This window comes from Actinobacillus capsulatus DSM 19761 (assembly GCF_000374285.1).
In the GTDB taxonomy this organism is placed as follows: Bacteria; Pseudomonadota; Gammaproteobacteria; order Enterobacterales; family Pasteurellaceae; genus Actinobacillus; species Actinobacillus capsulatus.
This window is the reverse complement of record NZ_KB893930.1, coordinates 103193-117821: the sequence shown is the minus strand read 5'-3', so window position 1 is coordinate 117821 and position 14629 is coordinate 103193. Positions and strand designations below refer to the sequence as shown.

Below are 14629 nucleotides of genomic sequence, written 5' to 3'. Positions count from 1 at the left end.
AAGCGGTTAAATTTGTAAAAAATTTTACAAATTTAACCGCTTGTATTGTCTTACTACTTATTCAACTGAACCGGTAAAAATAAACTTAACGGGCGCTTACGAATTATTTCCCATAAACATTTTAAAATTTCCCGCCAGCTATCAATTTCGGTATTGCGTGAACGCAATGCAATCCATAGTGTTAGAGAGAAACTAACAATCAAGTTAACCGCACCAATCATCAACACAAAGCAAATGCTTTGCAGTAATACCTGCCAACCCAATGAGTCACTCACCACCGCATAACCGACATTCGCCGAAGAAAAGGCTACATGGCGAATATCTAACGGCAGCCCTAACCAATAACCGATCACACCGGTAATACCAAGCAGCATACCAAATCCTAAGTTACCGATAATCGACCCTGAATTATCATGCACATAGTCGGCACATTTCTCTCGGATGGATAACGGTAAAATCGCCTTTAACCACGGGTGCTGTCTTAACCGCATACGGGTATTTAAATAGTTGCTGCGGTTATCAAAGTAGCCGGAAATAATCCCCGAGCAGAACAACCACAAACCGGCAATTGCCGCAAACCATAACGTCCCTTTGGTCGGGTCAATCGAACTTAGCTGATATTGTACCATTTCACTGTCTAATAACGTTTTGCCGGTGTGTTTTGTATAGCCATAGGCGATCAATGCCGCCACACTCATCGACACAATCACATTCCCCAATACTGCAATGCTTTGTGAACGCAATACATCCACCAACAATTGCGCCAATTTCATATTCACCGCTCTGCCCTGCGGGTTTCGTTCGACTGCCTCGGCAAAACGCGCGGCAGTCATCGCTGGCTGCTTGGTCGCCACGGTAAAATGTAACATAAAGATAATGGTAAAACCGATACCGTAGTTCAAACCTTCCGCAATACCTTTCCAGACTTTATCGTCAATCATTCCGCCTAGATACACTTTAAATAACGCCATAAGCGCAATCAGTACCCCACCGCCAGCAGCGGAATAAAACATACTGAAATATTCTTTTTTATCACGGGTAATATAGTGTTCGCCGTGATCACTGGTGTGTTGAGTAATGCTGCGAGAAAGCATTTTGACACTCTGTTTCCATAAATCGGAAATACTGTACTGCTTTGCCGAAGCTTCCGCCAACATTTTGGTAATTTGCAACACGCGCAAACGAGCAACTCGGTTGGTAGAAAATAATTCCATCAACATGGATAAACGGTCTAACGTTTGGCTTAAACGCTCAAGTAAGTGCGCCACGCCAAGTGACGAACCTGCTGTCGATCCTTTTTTCTGTAAGCGATCCACCAATTCACGTGATTGGCTAAACATCACTTGTAAGTGGCTATCGTCATAGTATTGATTTTGACGGCGAGCCTCCAGCCATTGAAAGACTTCTTTTTGCAATGCAACAAACGGCGAATCCGCATCTAACAGAGTTCGATCCAAACGAATTAACTCCGGCTCCAAATCCTCTGCCGCAATCCAAATTGAAAGCATTTTGATCGCAAATAATCCTTCGTGACGAATATGCTCATACAGCCAAGCTCTATCCTGCTCGCTTACATTGCGATCTAACGTATTTAGAAAATTTAACCAACTTTTGGTCGGAATAGCATTAATCCAATCCACATCATGCCGATCGCAAAACAACAAAATAAACACATCACGTAAATCATTCACATCTTTAAATGACGGGTTGAGCTTCTCATATAAGCGATTACGCATTTCAGGTCCGAAACCTTGGCGACCTAAAATGCCGCTACTGACTAAAATCGGATATAAACGTAACTGGCAAAGCCAACGGCAGATTAGCGTAACAACCGCTTGAGCGAGTTCCGGCTGTTGCTTGAGTAAATTGGTAAAAAATTCTAATTTTTCGACCGCTTGTTCCGGCTTGCCGGCTCTAAGCCACTGACATAAGCCGTTCAATAAAGTAAAAGCATCATTTTGTTCGATTTGTTGGGTAACAAAGGAGGAAAGTGTCATTTCATTTAGTTTTATTTTTGGCATATTTGATTATATTTGTTCCTATCTTTCATTAAATTCAATAATTTTGAACCTATTTTACGGGAAAAAGTTCAAAATAAAACGGTAAGGTTTCTCCTACCGCTCTCACTATTACACTAATTTAAAGATAACTTCAAAACTTTCGCCCTGTTGTAATTTTCGATTTATACGGGCGGTTTCTACACATAACATCGTTTGATAACCAGTTTCACTCATCGCATTTGTCGCTTTATGCCACGGGTTCCATAACACTATATCGCTTGCATCAATATGCTTAATTTGAATCGTACGCTGATTTTTCGCATCTTCAATGCAATTAATAGACTGTTCCGCACTATAAATACAATCCACATTTTCACTGATCTTACGTGGTGAAGGCACTTGTAAAAATTGTTTAGTCAGCGAATCAAAACACTCATGCGGTAAACCTTTCACTTCGGTTTGCTGAATATCCGCCACATTAAAATAGCTATGCAATGCCGCCTGTGCTTCTTGCTCTGCATAATGAGTGAAAATCAAATGGCATTCTTGGCTAAACGCCATTTCAATTTTCGCTTCAATAATATTTTGTTCGTCATAAAGCAAAAATTCCAAATAAGCATACTCCGCATCCATTTCATAATGACTGAGCGACCATTCACGAATACGAGCCGTGCCGTGTGACGGACTTTTTACTGAACCGAACCACGGATAGCAAATCGGCACTCCGCCACGAATCGCATTGCCTTTTTGGAACGGCTCAATCTCCGAAAGCCATAGCACGTCTTGTTTTGCCGCCACAGGCTGCCAACTTAATAATTGTGCGCCTTGCAAAGCAACCAGCGCTGAGCCTAACTTGTGCTCAACACGAATCACATATAATTCATTACATTTTTCAAGGCTGATACCTTGGCTGATTTGGCGAATAAATTCTGTTTTCATTTTTCATTCCTTTCACATTCTCAAAAACAAGCGGTCAAACTTACAACTTTTTTTGCAAATTTGACCGCTTGATCCTAATCAATATTTTGTAATTCTTGTTCAGAGAGCTGTTCTTTACCGTCCTCTTCCGCCACTTTACCATCACTCACCTTAAATTCGAGATTTTGGAAATAAGCCTCACGGAAAGTAATGTATGGATCGGAAGACTGCTGTAATAATGCATCTTGATCTAATAATTTTGAGCGACTATCTACCCCTTGTACGGCAAATTTTGCCACTGTCCAAGGTATAGTCAGCATAGATAATACCGGATAAGCCGAATCTGCCGCTTTACCGACCGCTTGACGAGGTGTGGTTGCACCATAACCAGGTACCATAATATAAGTACCTGCTGGCACATTATAACTGCCTAGCGTATCGCCAAACTCACGATTACCATTATCCAGCTTGAGATCTGGCGTTTGGCTCGCCCAGTCAATTAAACCGCCTAAACCGAAAATTGAGTTAATCCAAAAACGGTTAAAGTGGATCATTGCCTTTTTACCTTCCCCTTCCAACAAGCGGTTAACAAAGCTTGCCGGTTCATCAAGGTTATTCGCCACGTTGGTTAAGCCGGTTTTGATCGGACTTGGTACATAATCACGCCAACCTGTCGCTACCGGTTTTAATACATAAGGATCGATATATTCATAATTCACTTTCCACATCGAGCGGTTAAAACCTTCCAGTGGATCTTTGCGCTCTCTGGTTGCTGGATCAATCGCCGATGAACATGCCGTTAACATCACGATCCCTGTAACTAAGCCTAATTGTTTTAATTTCATTATCTTTACCTTATCAAAGAAATCATTGATGCATTTTAACCAACTCTTCCTAAAACACAAAGCAAACAAGCGCAAAATTCAAAATAGAAATCTAGACGTCTAGATTGCGATATCAAATAGTTTTGATTACAATACCGACAATTTTTATCGAAGATTAGGAATTTAACTATGGCAGATTGGAGTGGCGAATATATTAGCCCGTATGCCGAGCACGGCAAAAAAAGCGAACAAGTCAAGAAGATCACGGTTTCGATCCCAATTAAAGTATTAGAAATTTTAACTAACGAACGTACTCGTCGTCAGATCAAAAATCTACGTCACGCAACGAATAGCGAATTACTGTGTGAGGCTTTTTTACATGCGTTCACCGGACAACCATTGCCGACAGACGAAGATCTGATGAAAGAGCGTAGCGATGAAATTCCGGAAGAAGCCAAAGCCAAAATGCGAGAATTAGGTATTGATCCTGATAACTGGCAGTATTAATTTTTAGTAAGCCTCATTTTATTGAGGCTTTTCTCTAACAACAAAAAGGTATCTTATGCATCATCAACAACTTGCTAGAGAAGCTCGTTGGGCAGTCTGGCTGGCTTTAGTTTACTTATTCGGTTGGATAGCTTTCGCCTATTTCTCGCCGGCAGGACGCGGCATTTTCGGTTTTCCAATTTGGTTTGAACTTGCTTGCATCGCACTACCGCTTGGTTTTACCGCCACGGTGTATTGGGTGGTCAAAAAGGTTTATCAAAACATTGATTTAAATAAGGAACACAGCAATGAATAAAGAGATGTTATTGCCGTTAATCGCTTATTTATGCTTTGTGTTCGGTGTGGCATTTTATGCCTATCGTAAACGCCAAGGCGGCAGCTTTTTATCCGAATATTATGTAGGTAGCCGCTCAATGTCCGGCTTGGTATTGGCGATGACTACTGCCGCGACTTATGTTGGGGCGAGTTCATTTATCGGCGGTCCGGGGGCAGCCTATAAATACGGACTCGGTTGGGTTTTACTTGCGATGATCCAAGTACCGGCGGTATTACTGGCATTAGGGGCATTAGGCAAAAAATTTGCATTACTTGCTCGTAAATATAACGCAGTAACTATTAATGATTTATTGCTTGTTCGCTATCAAAATAAATTTGTGGTTTGGATTTCAGGCTTTGCCCTGTTGCTTTCGTTTTTTGCGATGATGACGGTACAGTTTATTGGTGCGGGGCGCTTACTGGAGACTACACTAGGCGTGCCGTACCAAACGGCGGTGATTATTTTTGCGGTCACAGTTGGGATTTACACCTTTATCGGCGGTTTCCGAGCGGTAGTGTTAACCGATACGATTCAAGGCTTAGTGATGTTAGTCGGTACATCATTATTGCTAGGAGGTGTGATTTATGCCGCCGGCAGTGTTGAAAATGCGATAAACACTTTACAAAGTATTAATCCACAATTAATTGAGCCATACGGCATTGACGAACGTCCGCTAGACTTTACTTTTATGACTTCGTTCTGGGTATTAGTCTGCTTCGGTTTAATCGGTTTACCACAACTTTCAGTACGTAATATGGCATATAAAGACAGTGCTTCATTACATAAAGCGTTAGTCATCGGTACTTTAGTTGTGTCGCTACTAATGTTCGGTATGCACCTTGCAGGTGTGCTTGGACGTGCGGTCATTCCTGATTTAAAAATTCCGGATCAGGTAATTCCAACCCTAATGATTCAAGTGCTACCACCGTTAGTTGCCGGTATTTTCTTAGCGGCACCGATGGCGGCGATTATGTCGTCGATTGACTCATTATTGATTCAATCATCTTCCACCCTAATCAAAGATTTATATTTAGCGGTGAAGCCGGAAGCAGTCGATAACGAAGCAAAGTTAAAGCTCTTCTCAACTATGACTACGCTCACCTTTGCGGTGTTATTGGTGTTTGCGGCATTAAATCCGCCGGATATGTTAATTTGGCTTAACTTACTTTCGCTCGGTGGCTTAGAAGCAACTTTCTTGTGGATGATCGTATTAGGGCTTTACTGGAAAAATGCGAATGCAGCAGGTGCGATTAGCTCGATGTTGGCTGGTTTAACAAGTTACGTGATTTTTACTAGCTTTAAAATCAGCATTTTTAGCTTCCATGCGGTTGTGCCGTCATTAGTTATCGGTTTAATTGCCTTCCTTATTGGTAATCGTTTTGGCAACAAAACCAACTAAGTCATTCTCCCCTCATTAAAAAAGCGGTCAAAATTTGCAAATTTTTAGCAAATTTCGACCGCTTGTTCCTAAGGCGAACCTTATTCGGTAGCAAGAATCATGCCTGCAGCTACCGTGTGATAAGTCGCTTCGTCAATTAAAATAAAAGAACCCGTCGCAACATTTTGTGCATAAGTGGTGGCGGTAATCGGCTTTTGTAAGCTGAGTTGTAACTCACCAATATCGTTTAATTTCAAGCTGTCCGCTTCCGCTGAATTACTCAAGGTTTTCACATCCAGTACGTGATCAACCGAGGTAACTTTCGCAAACACAGTTTGTGTAGTGTGTTTCAGTAAATATTTACGAGCCAGATTTAACGAACGTTGATCAAACCAACATACCGTAGCAGTTAAGCGTTTGGTGGCGGTAATCGGAGAGTGTTGTGCCACAAATGTATCGCCACGGGAAATATCAATATCATCTGCTAAACGAATCGTGACCTGTTCACTGGCGACCGCTTTTTGCACGATACCGTTCGGGCTAATAATTTCCGAAACAGTTGAAGTGTAGCCATTTGACTCAATGCGAATCGTATCGCCAACACTTACTGAACCGGCTTCGATTCTGCCTTGATAACCTCGGAAATCGTCCGCCTTATCTTGATCTAAACGGCTGACCAATTGTACTGGAAAATGAAAATCTTCCGCTTGTTCAGATAAATTCTCGTTGCTTGGTAAGTTTTCTAAAATAGTGAGTAACGGCTCTCCGTCATACCAAGGCGTGCGTTCGCTTTTATGCACGATATTGTCGCCTTGCAAAGCAGAAACCGGTACAAACTGCACCTGTTGAATGCCAAGTTGATCGGCTAATTTACGGTAAGCAGTGGTAATTGCCTCGAATTTTGCAACATCAAAATCAAGCAAATCCATTTTATTTACCGCCACCAAAATATAGGGAGTATTGAGGTGTTTAAGAATTGCCGAATGGCGTTTGGTTTGCGGTAAAAGTTCCAATTCCGCTTGGCTAAAATCTAATTGCGAAGCGTCAATCAACACCACTGCCGCATTGGCGGTGGAAGCTCCAGTCACCATATTTCGAGTATATTGTTCGTGCCCCGGTGTATCAGCAATGATAAATTTGCGTTTTGCAGTAGAGAAATAACGGTACGCCACGTCAATCGTTATACCTTGCTCACGTTCCGCCTCTAAGCCGTCTGTTAGAATCGAGAAATCAATCACTTCGCCGGCATTTTTAGATTTATTCAAACTTAATAACTGGTCGCTTAATAAGGCTTTACTGTCGTAAAGCAAACGTCCGATTAAGGTACTTTTGCCGTCATCTACGCTACCAGCGGTGATGAAACGAAGTGGTGCATATTGGTTTAAATTGCTCATAATTTATTATCCTTTTATTCCTAACACGGCAAAGCCGTACTAGGTTACGTATAGTATTGTCCCGCTGGGGCAAATTGAGTACTTAGAAGTAGCCTTGTTTTTTACGTTGTTCCATTGCCGCTTCGCTGGCTCGGTCGTCCATTCTGGTGGCGGAGCGTTCCGAGATTTCGGCGACTGCGGTTTCTCTAATAATATCGCTTGGCGTTGCAGCGGTACTTGCCACAGGACAGGTGCAACTAATATCTCCCACAGTACGGAAACGCACAGATACAATTTTGCTTTCTTCATTCGCTTGTTTTGGCGTTAACGGAGTAACCGGCACCAGTAAGCCGTTGCGTTCTACTACCTCGCGTTGGTGAGCATAATAAATCGGCGGTAACGCCAATGTTTCACGTTCGATATATTGCCAAATATCGAGTTCCGTCCAGTTCGAAATCGGGAATACGCGCATATTTTCGCCTTTATGTAATTTGGCGTTATAGAGTGACCATAATTCCGGGCGTTGTGCTTTTGGATCCCACTGACCAAATTCATCACGGAACGAGAAAATACGTTCTTTAGCACGGGCTTTTTCTTCATCTCGTCTTGCACCGCCCATTAAGGCATCAAAGCCGTTAGCTTCAATCGTTTCTAATAAAGTGACCGCTTGTGCCGCATTACGAGAATCGGTTTCTTTGCGTAACACCACCGTACCTTTAGCGATTGAATCTTCAACGCGGCCGACTACCAATTTTGCATTTAATTTTTTCACTTGTTCGTCACGGAACTGAATCACTTCAGGATAATTATGCCCTGTGTCGATATGTACTAATGGGAACGGCAGCACTAAATCACGTCCCTCGAGTTGAAATGCTTTACGTGCCAGAGCAAGTAAAACCACAGAATCCTTACCACCGGAGAACAACAGTGCCGGATTGCTACATTCCGCTACCACTTCACGAATGATGTAAATTGATTCCGCTTCAAGCCAATCTAAATGCCCGTTTTCGATATTGTTTTGCGTTGTCATATTTTCAGATCCTTTTATTTATGTAATCCACACTCTTTACTGTCTTTGTTTTCCCACCACCAACGACCGGCTCGGATATCTTCTCCGGCTTTGACCGGGCGGGTACAGGGCTCGCAGCCGATACTTGGGAAACCTTGTTTATACAGCTCGCTGTAAGGAATTTGATGTTTTAAGATATACGCCCAAATCTCCAATTCGGACCAATCAAAAATCGGATTATATTTATCAATGCCTCGGCCGGTATCTTGTTCGTGCAAAGCAAGTTCGGTACGAGTTACAGACTGTTCTCGGCGTTGTCCGGTTAGCCACGCATCCGCATCTTGTAAGGCTTGATTAAGCGGTTCGATTTTACGGATAAAACAACATTCACGGCGTAATTCCACACTTTCGTAAAAAGCGAATTTACCCTTTTGCCGGTCATATTCCGCCGCTTTTTGCGTATCGGGATAATAAAGTTGGAAATTTAAATTCGGGTAATTCGCTTTCACCTTATCGACCAGCGCTAAAGTTTCCGGATTTAAACGTCCGGTTTCTAAGGTAAACACGGTAATGTTTGCTTGGCTTTTGGCGATCACATCGGTAATCAGCATATCTTCCACCGCCAAGCTACTGGCGAATTTTGCATTACGATGCTGTTGGCTAATCTGTTGAATACGTTGATATAAAGCGGTCTCTTTTTGACTAAGATTTGCAAAATCCGCTTCGCTCGGCGTCGGGATTTTCCATAAATTCGGTCTTAAAAAACTCATTACCTTCCTCCTATTACGCTGCCTGTTTCCAGTACGTTTCTTTATTTTGTAATGTTGGTTTCTGCCAAAGTGTTTCTTGAGTCGAAACAAATTGCACCGCTTTTTTACCGAACCAAGCCAAATCTTTTTGTAATTTCACCACTTCGCCAATCACAATCAATGCCGGTGTCGCTGCTTTTTCAGCAAGTTCCGCTAGCTCGCTTAACATACCGGTTTGCACCTGTTGATTTGGTAATGTACCGTTACTGATGATTGCCACCGGTGTATCAGACGCTTTACCGTGTTTCTGTAATTCTATGGATAATTCAGCGGCTTTAATCATCCCCATATAAACCACTAATGTTTGATTGCCTTGGGCGAGTGTCTCCCATTTAAGTTGGCTACCGTCCGGCTTCAAATGACCGGTAATAAACATTGCGGTTTGTGCATAATCACGATGCGTAAGCGGAATCCCTGCATAAGCGGTTGCACCTAATGCGGCAGTAATGCCCGGCACGACACTAAACGGAATATTTTCTGCTTTAAGCACTTCCAATTCTTCGCCACCACGCCCAAACACAAACGGATCTCCGCCTTTCAAACGCACTACACGTTTACCCTGTTTGGCATACTTAACTAACAGCTGATTGGTATCGTCTTGTTTTACGCTGTGTTTGCCGGCTCGTTTACCGACAAACACTTTATCCGCATCACGGCGAACCAATTCTAAAATCGCTTCGGAAACCAGTGCGTCATATAGCACCACATCCGCTTGTTGAATGGTTTGCAAGCCTTTTAAAGTGAGTAAGCCTGCATCGCCCGGCCCCGCACCGACTAACGAAACCTCGCCTAAAACCGGATTATTGTTTTGTAATTCAGCTTCCACTAATGCTTCCGCTTGTTCGATTTGATGATTTTCAGTCAGACGCTGAAAACTTTGATGAGTAAACAATTTTTCCCAAAAACGGCGACGTTGGGTTAATTGTGGGAATTTGGTTTTGACCGCATAACGCCAACGGGTCGCAATATCTGCCATTGCACCCAAATTATACGGAATCAAGGCTTCTAATTTTTCGCGTAATAAACGAATTAAGACCGGTGCCGCCCCACCGCTGGAAATCGCAATTTGTACCGGAGAACGGTCGATAATTGAGGGGAAAATATAACTACAGCGAGGTTGGTCATCTACTACGTTCACTAAGCGTTGCTGGCTTTCGGCGGTTTCAAATACAAGCTGATTTAATGCATTATCATCGGTGGCGGCAATCACTAAATAGTTATTAGCTACTTGATTCGTTTCAAATGCTTTGGCAAACCATTCAACTTTGCTTTCATCAACTAACACTTGTAGCGAAGAATGGAGTTTTTCCGCCACCACTTTGACCGAAGCCCCTGCTTTCAATAGCGCATCAATTTTACGCAGCGCAACGTGTCCGCCCCCCACAACCAGAACAGGACGATTTTTTAAATCAACAAAAATTGGTAAGTAATTCATATTTTCCCCATTCGCTTAAAACAAGCCACGATTTGTTGTATTAAGTTATAAGAGAAATTTTTTATTCTGAAAAATAATAACAGGATATAGATTAGAGTCTTTTGGAATAAAGCTGATTTTTAAACGCTTTGTCCAAGGTCCTTTGATTTAGAACAAGCAATTCGTGATGTTTTTTATAGTTTTTATTCTCTACAGTTATATCAATAAAGTTTCAGTTCTTTGCTAAAGCCGATTATGCCGTTAGATTTTTTAGCCAATATGAGGATGTAGCACGATGATTGTAAAAAAATTCTACTTTTTGACCGCTTGTTTAATGCTGTCAGTACAGGCTTATGCGGTTGAGTTATTAAACGTTTCTTATGATCCAACCCGTGAGTTATATAAGGAATATAACCGCTTGTTTGCGGAATATTGGCAGCAACAAAGCGGCGAGCAAATTACGGTGAAAACCTCACACGGTGGCTCAGGCAAACAAGCTCGTGCGGTGATTGATGGCTTGCAAGCGGATGTTGTTACCTTAGCGTTAGCCGGTGATATTGATGCGTTAAATAAACATCAAGATCTGATCGATCCGAATTGGCAGCAGCGTTTGAGCGAACGCAGTTTGCCGTATCGCTCGACCATTGTGTTTTTAGTGCGTAAAGGAAATCCGAAACGGATCTACGACTGGCAGGATTTAGTGCGAGATCCGAGCATTGAAGTGATTACACCGAATCCAAAAACTTCCGGCGGAGCAAGATGGAATTTTCTAGCGGCTTGGGCGTATGCTCAAGATCATTTCGGTACAGAAAAGCAAGCGTTGGACTTTGTGACTCGCCTTTATCAACAAGTACCGGTATTAGATACCGGTGCAAGAGGTGCAACTACGAGCTTTATCCAACGAGGATTGGGCGATGTTTTACTTGCTTGGGAAAACGAGGCTTATTTAGCGCTACAAGAAGAAGGTGGCGATCAATTTGAAATCATCACACCTAAAGTCTCGATTGTTGCCGAACCGCCGGTCGCTGTAGTGGATAAAGTGGTGGATAAAAAAGGCACTCGTAAACAGGCGGAAGCTTATCTGAACTATTTGTATAGTGAGGCAGCACAACGCCTGATTGCTAAGCATTATTACCGTCCTGCAAGCGGTCAAATTTTAGCGGAATTTCGCCAACAATTTCCCGAGCTAAGATTACTTAAAATGCTCGACATCTTTGGCGGCGGATGGGAATTGATTCAGCCGAAATTTTTTGATGACGGTGCGATCTTCGATCAAATCTTAGAAAAAATTTATCAATAAATAGGCTAAGGAAATGTTATGCAGCAAACTCGAATTATTCCTGGTTTTAACCTTTCGTTAGGTTATACCCTCACATTTTTAAGCCTTGTGGTACTGATTCCACTCGCCGGATTATTTATTTTTTCCGCCCAAATTTCTGCCGAACAATTTGTTAAATTGATTACCAGCCGGCAGTTATTATTAGCGTTAGGCTTATCTTTTAAAAGCGCATTCAGTGCCGCGTTGCTGAACAGTTTTATCGGCTTGCTATTGGCATGGGTATTGGTGCGTTATCAGTTTTGGGGTAAGCGTTTGATGGATACGTTTATTGATATGCCTTTTGCCCTGCCAACTGCGGTGGCAGGCATTGCTCTCACGGCAATTTATTCTCGCAACGGTATCATCGGGCAATTTTTTGAAACGAAAATCGCTTATAGCTCACTAGGCATTACCTTAGCACTCCTATTTGTCACTTTACCCTTTGTGGTTCGTACACTACAACCGGTGCTGGAAGATTTACCGAAAGATGTAGAAGAAGCGGCAAAAATTTTGGGCGCTAGCCCGTTTCAGACCTTTCGCTATGTGATTTTTCCGGCAATTTTACCGGCTTGGATTACCGGTTTTACCCTTGCTTTTGCACGAGGTATCAGCGAATACGGTTCGGTGGTGTTTATTTCCGGTAATTTGCCGTTTAGAACCGAAATCCTACCGCTTGTAATTATGTCAAAACTTGATCAATACGATTATGTCGGCGCAGCAACCATTGGCGTATTAATGCTGATCATCTCATTTGTACTGATTTTTGTGATCAACCTTATTCAGCGTTACTTCGCTAAGCGGACAGCAAAATAGAAGGAAAGGAATATGCAAAGTTTACTCAAAAAACGACCGCTTGTTGAAAGGCTATTAATCGGCTTAGCGATTCTGCTATTTGTGATTTTGCTACTTTTACCATTATTGGTGGTGATTTCACAAGGATTGGCAAAAGGCTTGGATTTTTTCCTTGCGGCAATCGGTGAGGAAGATACGCTTGCCGCGCTAAAACTAACCTTATTAGCCGCCGCTATTGCCGTACCACTGAATATCATTTTTGGCATTGCCGCAGCTTGGGCGGTGACTAAATATCAATTTAGAGGCAGACAGTTTTTATTAACGCTAATTGATCTACCTTTTTCGATTTCACCGGTGGTGGCGGGGCTTATTTATGTATTGTTATTCGGGGCGCAAAGTTGGCTGTATCCACACTTACAAGCGGTCGATTTTCAAATTGTTTATGCGATTCCGGGCATTATTTTAGCTACCCTATTTGTTTCTGTGCCTTTTGTCGCACGAGAACTGATTCCGATTATGGAAGCACAAGGCACAACAGAAGAAGAAGCGGCGGCGGTATTGGGCGCAAACGGCTGGCAAATTTTCTATCACATCACTTTACCGAATATCAAATGGGCGTTATTACACGGAGTGGTGCTCTGTACCGCTCGTGCGTTAGGCGAATTCGGGGCGGTTTCGGTAGTATCAGGTCATATCCGCGGGTTAACTAACACCTTACCGCTGCAAATCGAAATTTTATACAACGAATACAACATTGTAGCGGCATTTTCGGTTGCGATTTTATTACTCGGTTTATCTTTAATTTTATTATTTATTCGTCAGTGGACAGAAGAGAAATTAGCACGATAGTGGGGCAATTATGGCAATTAGCGTTAAACAAATTAATAAGAGCTTTGAACAATTCCAAGCACTCAATAATATTGATTTTACCATTCAAAACGGCGAATTAACCGCCTTACTCGGGCCGTCCGGATGCGGAAAAACCACGTTGTTACGCATTATTGCCGGACTGGAAACCGCAACAAGCGGTCAAATTTTGTTTGATGATTGCGATGTGACCCAGCTATCGGCAAAAGAACGAGATATCGGCTTTGTGTTTCAACACTATGCCCTGTTTCGCCATATGACAATTGCCGACAATATTGCCTTTGGCTTACGAATGAAGCCGAAACAAGAACGTTTATCGGAGGCAGAAATTCAAGCGAAAGTCAAAAATCTCTTGGAACTGATTCAGCTGGAACATATCGGCGGACGCTATCCCGATCAGCTTTCTGGTGGTCAGCGTCAACGTGTTGCCTTGGCAAGAGCGATCGCAACCGAGCCGAAAGTTTTGCTGTTAGACGAACCGTTCGGCGCTTTAGATGCGAAAGTGCGTAAGGATTTACGCCGTTGGCTGCGTGATTTTCATCACGAAATTAACCTTACCAGTATTTTTGTTACCCACGATCAGGATGAAGCATTGGAAGTGGCGGATAAAATCATTCTGATGAATAAAGGGCAAATTGAGCAAATCGGCACGCCGGAACAGGTTTATAAGCAACCGAGAAGTGCGTTTGTGGCAAATTTTCTTGGCGATGTGAATATTTTACACGGCTATATTTTAGCCGGTATGTTACATATTGATACGTTTCAGAAGCCAATCGAGCAATGTTATGCCACTGACGATGTAGTAGTTTATGTACGCCCGCACGAAATCGCTATTAGCAAGACGCATAAAGAAAATTCGCTAAAAGGCATCATATCCCGCATACATACCGCAGGTCCTACGGTATTTTTAGAGGTGCTACATAAAAATCATGAGCCGATAGAAATATCGGTCAGCTACGCTCAATTCGGACAAGAACAATTTTGCGTAGGCGATGAAGTTTATTTCCAACCGTTACTACTCAATTTCTTTATACAAAATGAATTAATTGAATTTATGATTTAAAAAAGCCCATAAGTTAAATCATAACTTATGGGCTTTATTTC

Annotated in this window: 14 protein-coding genes; 7 read left to right on the top strand and 7 right to left on the bottom strand. The window is 42.4% G+C overall.

Features of this window, described 5'->3' with window-relative positions:
- Positions 1-53: 53 nt before the first annotated feature.
- From C228_RS0100595 to C228_RS0100585, 3 genes are all read right to left on the bottom strand, one after another.
- Entirely contained in the window at positions 54-2021 is a 1968-nt protein-coding gene (locus C228_RS0100595; protein WP_018650792.1) for a site-specific recombinase, read from the bottom strand.
- A gap of 108 nt (positions 2022-2129) precedes the next feature.
- A complete protein-coding gene (locus C228_RS0100590) occupies positions 2130-2939 on the bottom strand; it encodes a D-hexose-6-phosphate mutarotase (protein ID WP_018650791.1) in 810 nt (269 codons plus the stop codon).
- A gap of 74 nt (positions 2940-3013) precedes the next feature.
- On the bottom strand, positions 3014-3763 hold the full coding sequence (locus C228_RS0100585; protein WP_018650790.1) for a phospholipid-binding lipoprotein MlaA: 750 nt from the start codon (positions 3761-3763) through the stop codon (positions 3014-3016).
- Positions 3764-3931: 168 nt separating this feature from the next.
- Here C228_RS0100585 and metJ point away from each other — a divergent pair, with 168 nt between their 5' ends.
- The 3 genes from metJ to panF are packed head-to-tail and all read left to right on the top strand — an operon-like array spanning position 3932 to position 5964.
- The gene (gene metJ / locus C228_RS0100580; protein WP_014992209.1) at positions 3932-4249 is read left to right on the top strand and encodes a met regulon transcriptional regulator MetJ; all 318 of its coding nucleotides are present in this window, start codon (positions 3932-3934) and stop codon (positions 4247-4249) included.
- Between the two features lie 55 nt (positions 4250-4304).
- Positions 4305-4544, top strand: coding sequence for a YhdT family protein (locus tag C228_RS0100575; protein WP_018650789.1), 240 nt, complete (start codon positions 4305-4307; stop codon positions 4542-4544).
- Complete coding sequence (panF, locus tag C228_RS0100570) at positions 4537-5964, top strand: sodium/pantothenate symporter (protein ID WP_018650788.1); 1428 nt, start codon at positions 4537-4539, stop codon at positions 5962-5964. Before C228_RS0100575 ends, panF begins: the two co-directional genes overlap by 8 nt.
- An 80-nt stretch (positions 5965-6044) precedes the next feature.
- Here panF and C228_RS0100565 read toward each other — a convergent pair whose 3' ends face one another.
- The 4 genes from C228_RS0100565 to cysG form a co-directional block, all read right to left on the bottom strand.
- Positions 6045-7337 (bottom strand): sulfate adenylyltransferase subunit 1, encoded by a 1293-nt coding sequence (locus tag C228_RS0100565; RefSeq protein ID WP_018650787.1) that lies wholly within the window; start codon positions 7335-7337, stop codon positions 6045-6047.
- An 82-nt stretch (positions 7338-7419) separates the two neighbouring features.
- Positions 7420-8346, bottom strand: a complete 927-nt coding sequence (gene cysD / locus C228_RS0100560) for a sulfate adenylyltransferase subunit CysD (protein ID WP_018650786.1) — start codon at positions 8344-8346, stop codon at positions 7420-7422.
- Positions 8347-8360: 14 nt separating this feature from the next.
- Entirely contained in the window at positions 8361-9095 is a 735-nt protein-coding gene (locus C228_RS0100555; RefSeq protein ID WP_018650785.1) for a phosphoadenylyl-sulfate reductase, read from the bottom strand.
- Positions 9096-9108: 13 nt separating this feature from the next.
- A complete protein-coding gene (gene cysG, locus C228_RS0100550) occupies positions 9109-10569 on the bottom strand; it encodes a siroheme synthase CysG (protein ID WP_018650784.1) in 1461 nt (486 codons plus the stop codon).
- Between the two features lie 274 nt (positions 10570-10843).
- Here cysG and C228_RS0100545 point away from each other — a divergent pair, with 274 nt between their 5' ends.
- From C228_RS0100545 to C228_RS0100530, 4 genes are read left to right on the top strand one after another with little or no spacing between them, the layout of a single operon-like run.
- On the top strand, positions 10844-11848 hold the full coding sequence (locus C228_RS0100545; protein WP_018650783.1) for a sulfate ABC transporter substrate-binding protein: 1005 nt from the start codon (positions 10844-10846) through the stop codon (positions 11846-11848).
- A gap of 18 nt (positions 11849-11866) precedes the next feature.
- The gene (cysT, locus tag C228_RS0100540; RefSeq protein ID WP_018650782.1) at positions 11867-12679 is read left to right on the top strand and encodes a sulfate ABC transporter permease subunit CysT; all 813 of its coding nucleotides are present in this window, start codon (positions 11867-11869) and stop codon (positions 12677-12679) included.
- A 12-nt stretch (positions 12680-12691) separates the two neighbouring features.
- Positions 12692-13507: a sulfate ABC transporter permease subunit CysW gene (gene cysW / locus C228_RS0100535; protein ID WP_018650781.1), complete on the top strand. Its 816-nt coding sequence runs from the start codon at positions 12692-12694 to the stop codon at positions 13505-13507.
- A 10-nt stretch (positions 13508-13517) separates the two neighbouring features.
- On the top strand, positions 13518-14588 hold the full coding sequence (locus tag C228_RS0100530; protein WP_018650780.1) for a sulfate/molybdate ABC transporter ATP-binding protein: 1071 nt from the start codon (positions 13518-13520) through the stop codon (positions 14586-14588).
- Positions 14589-14629: the final 41 nt, after the last annotated feature.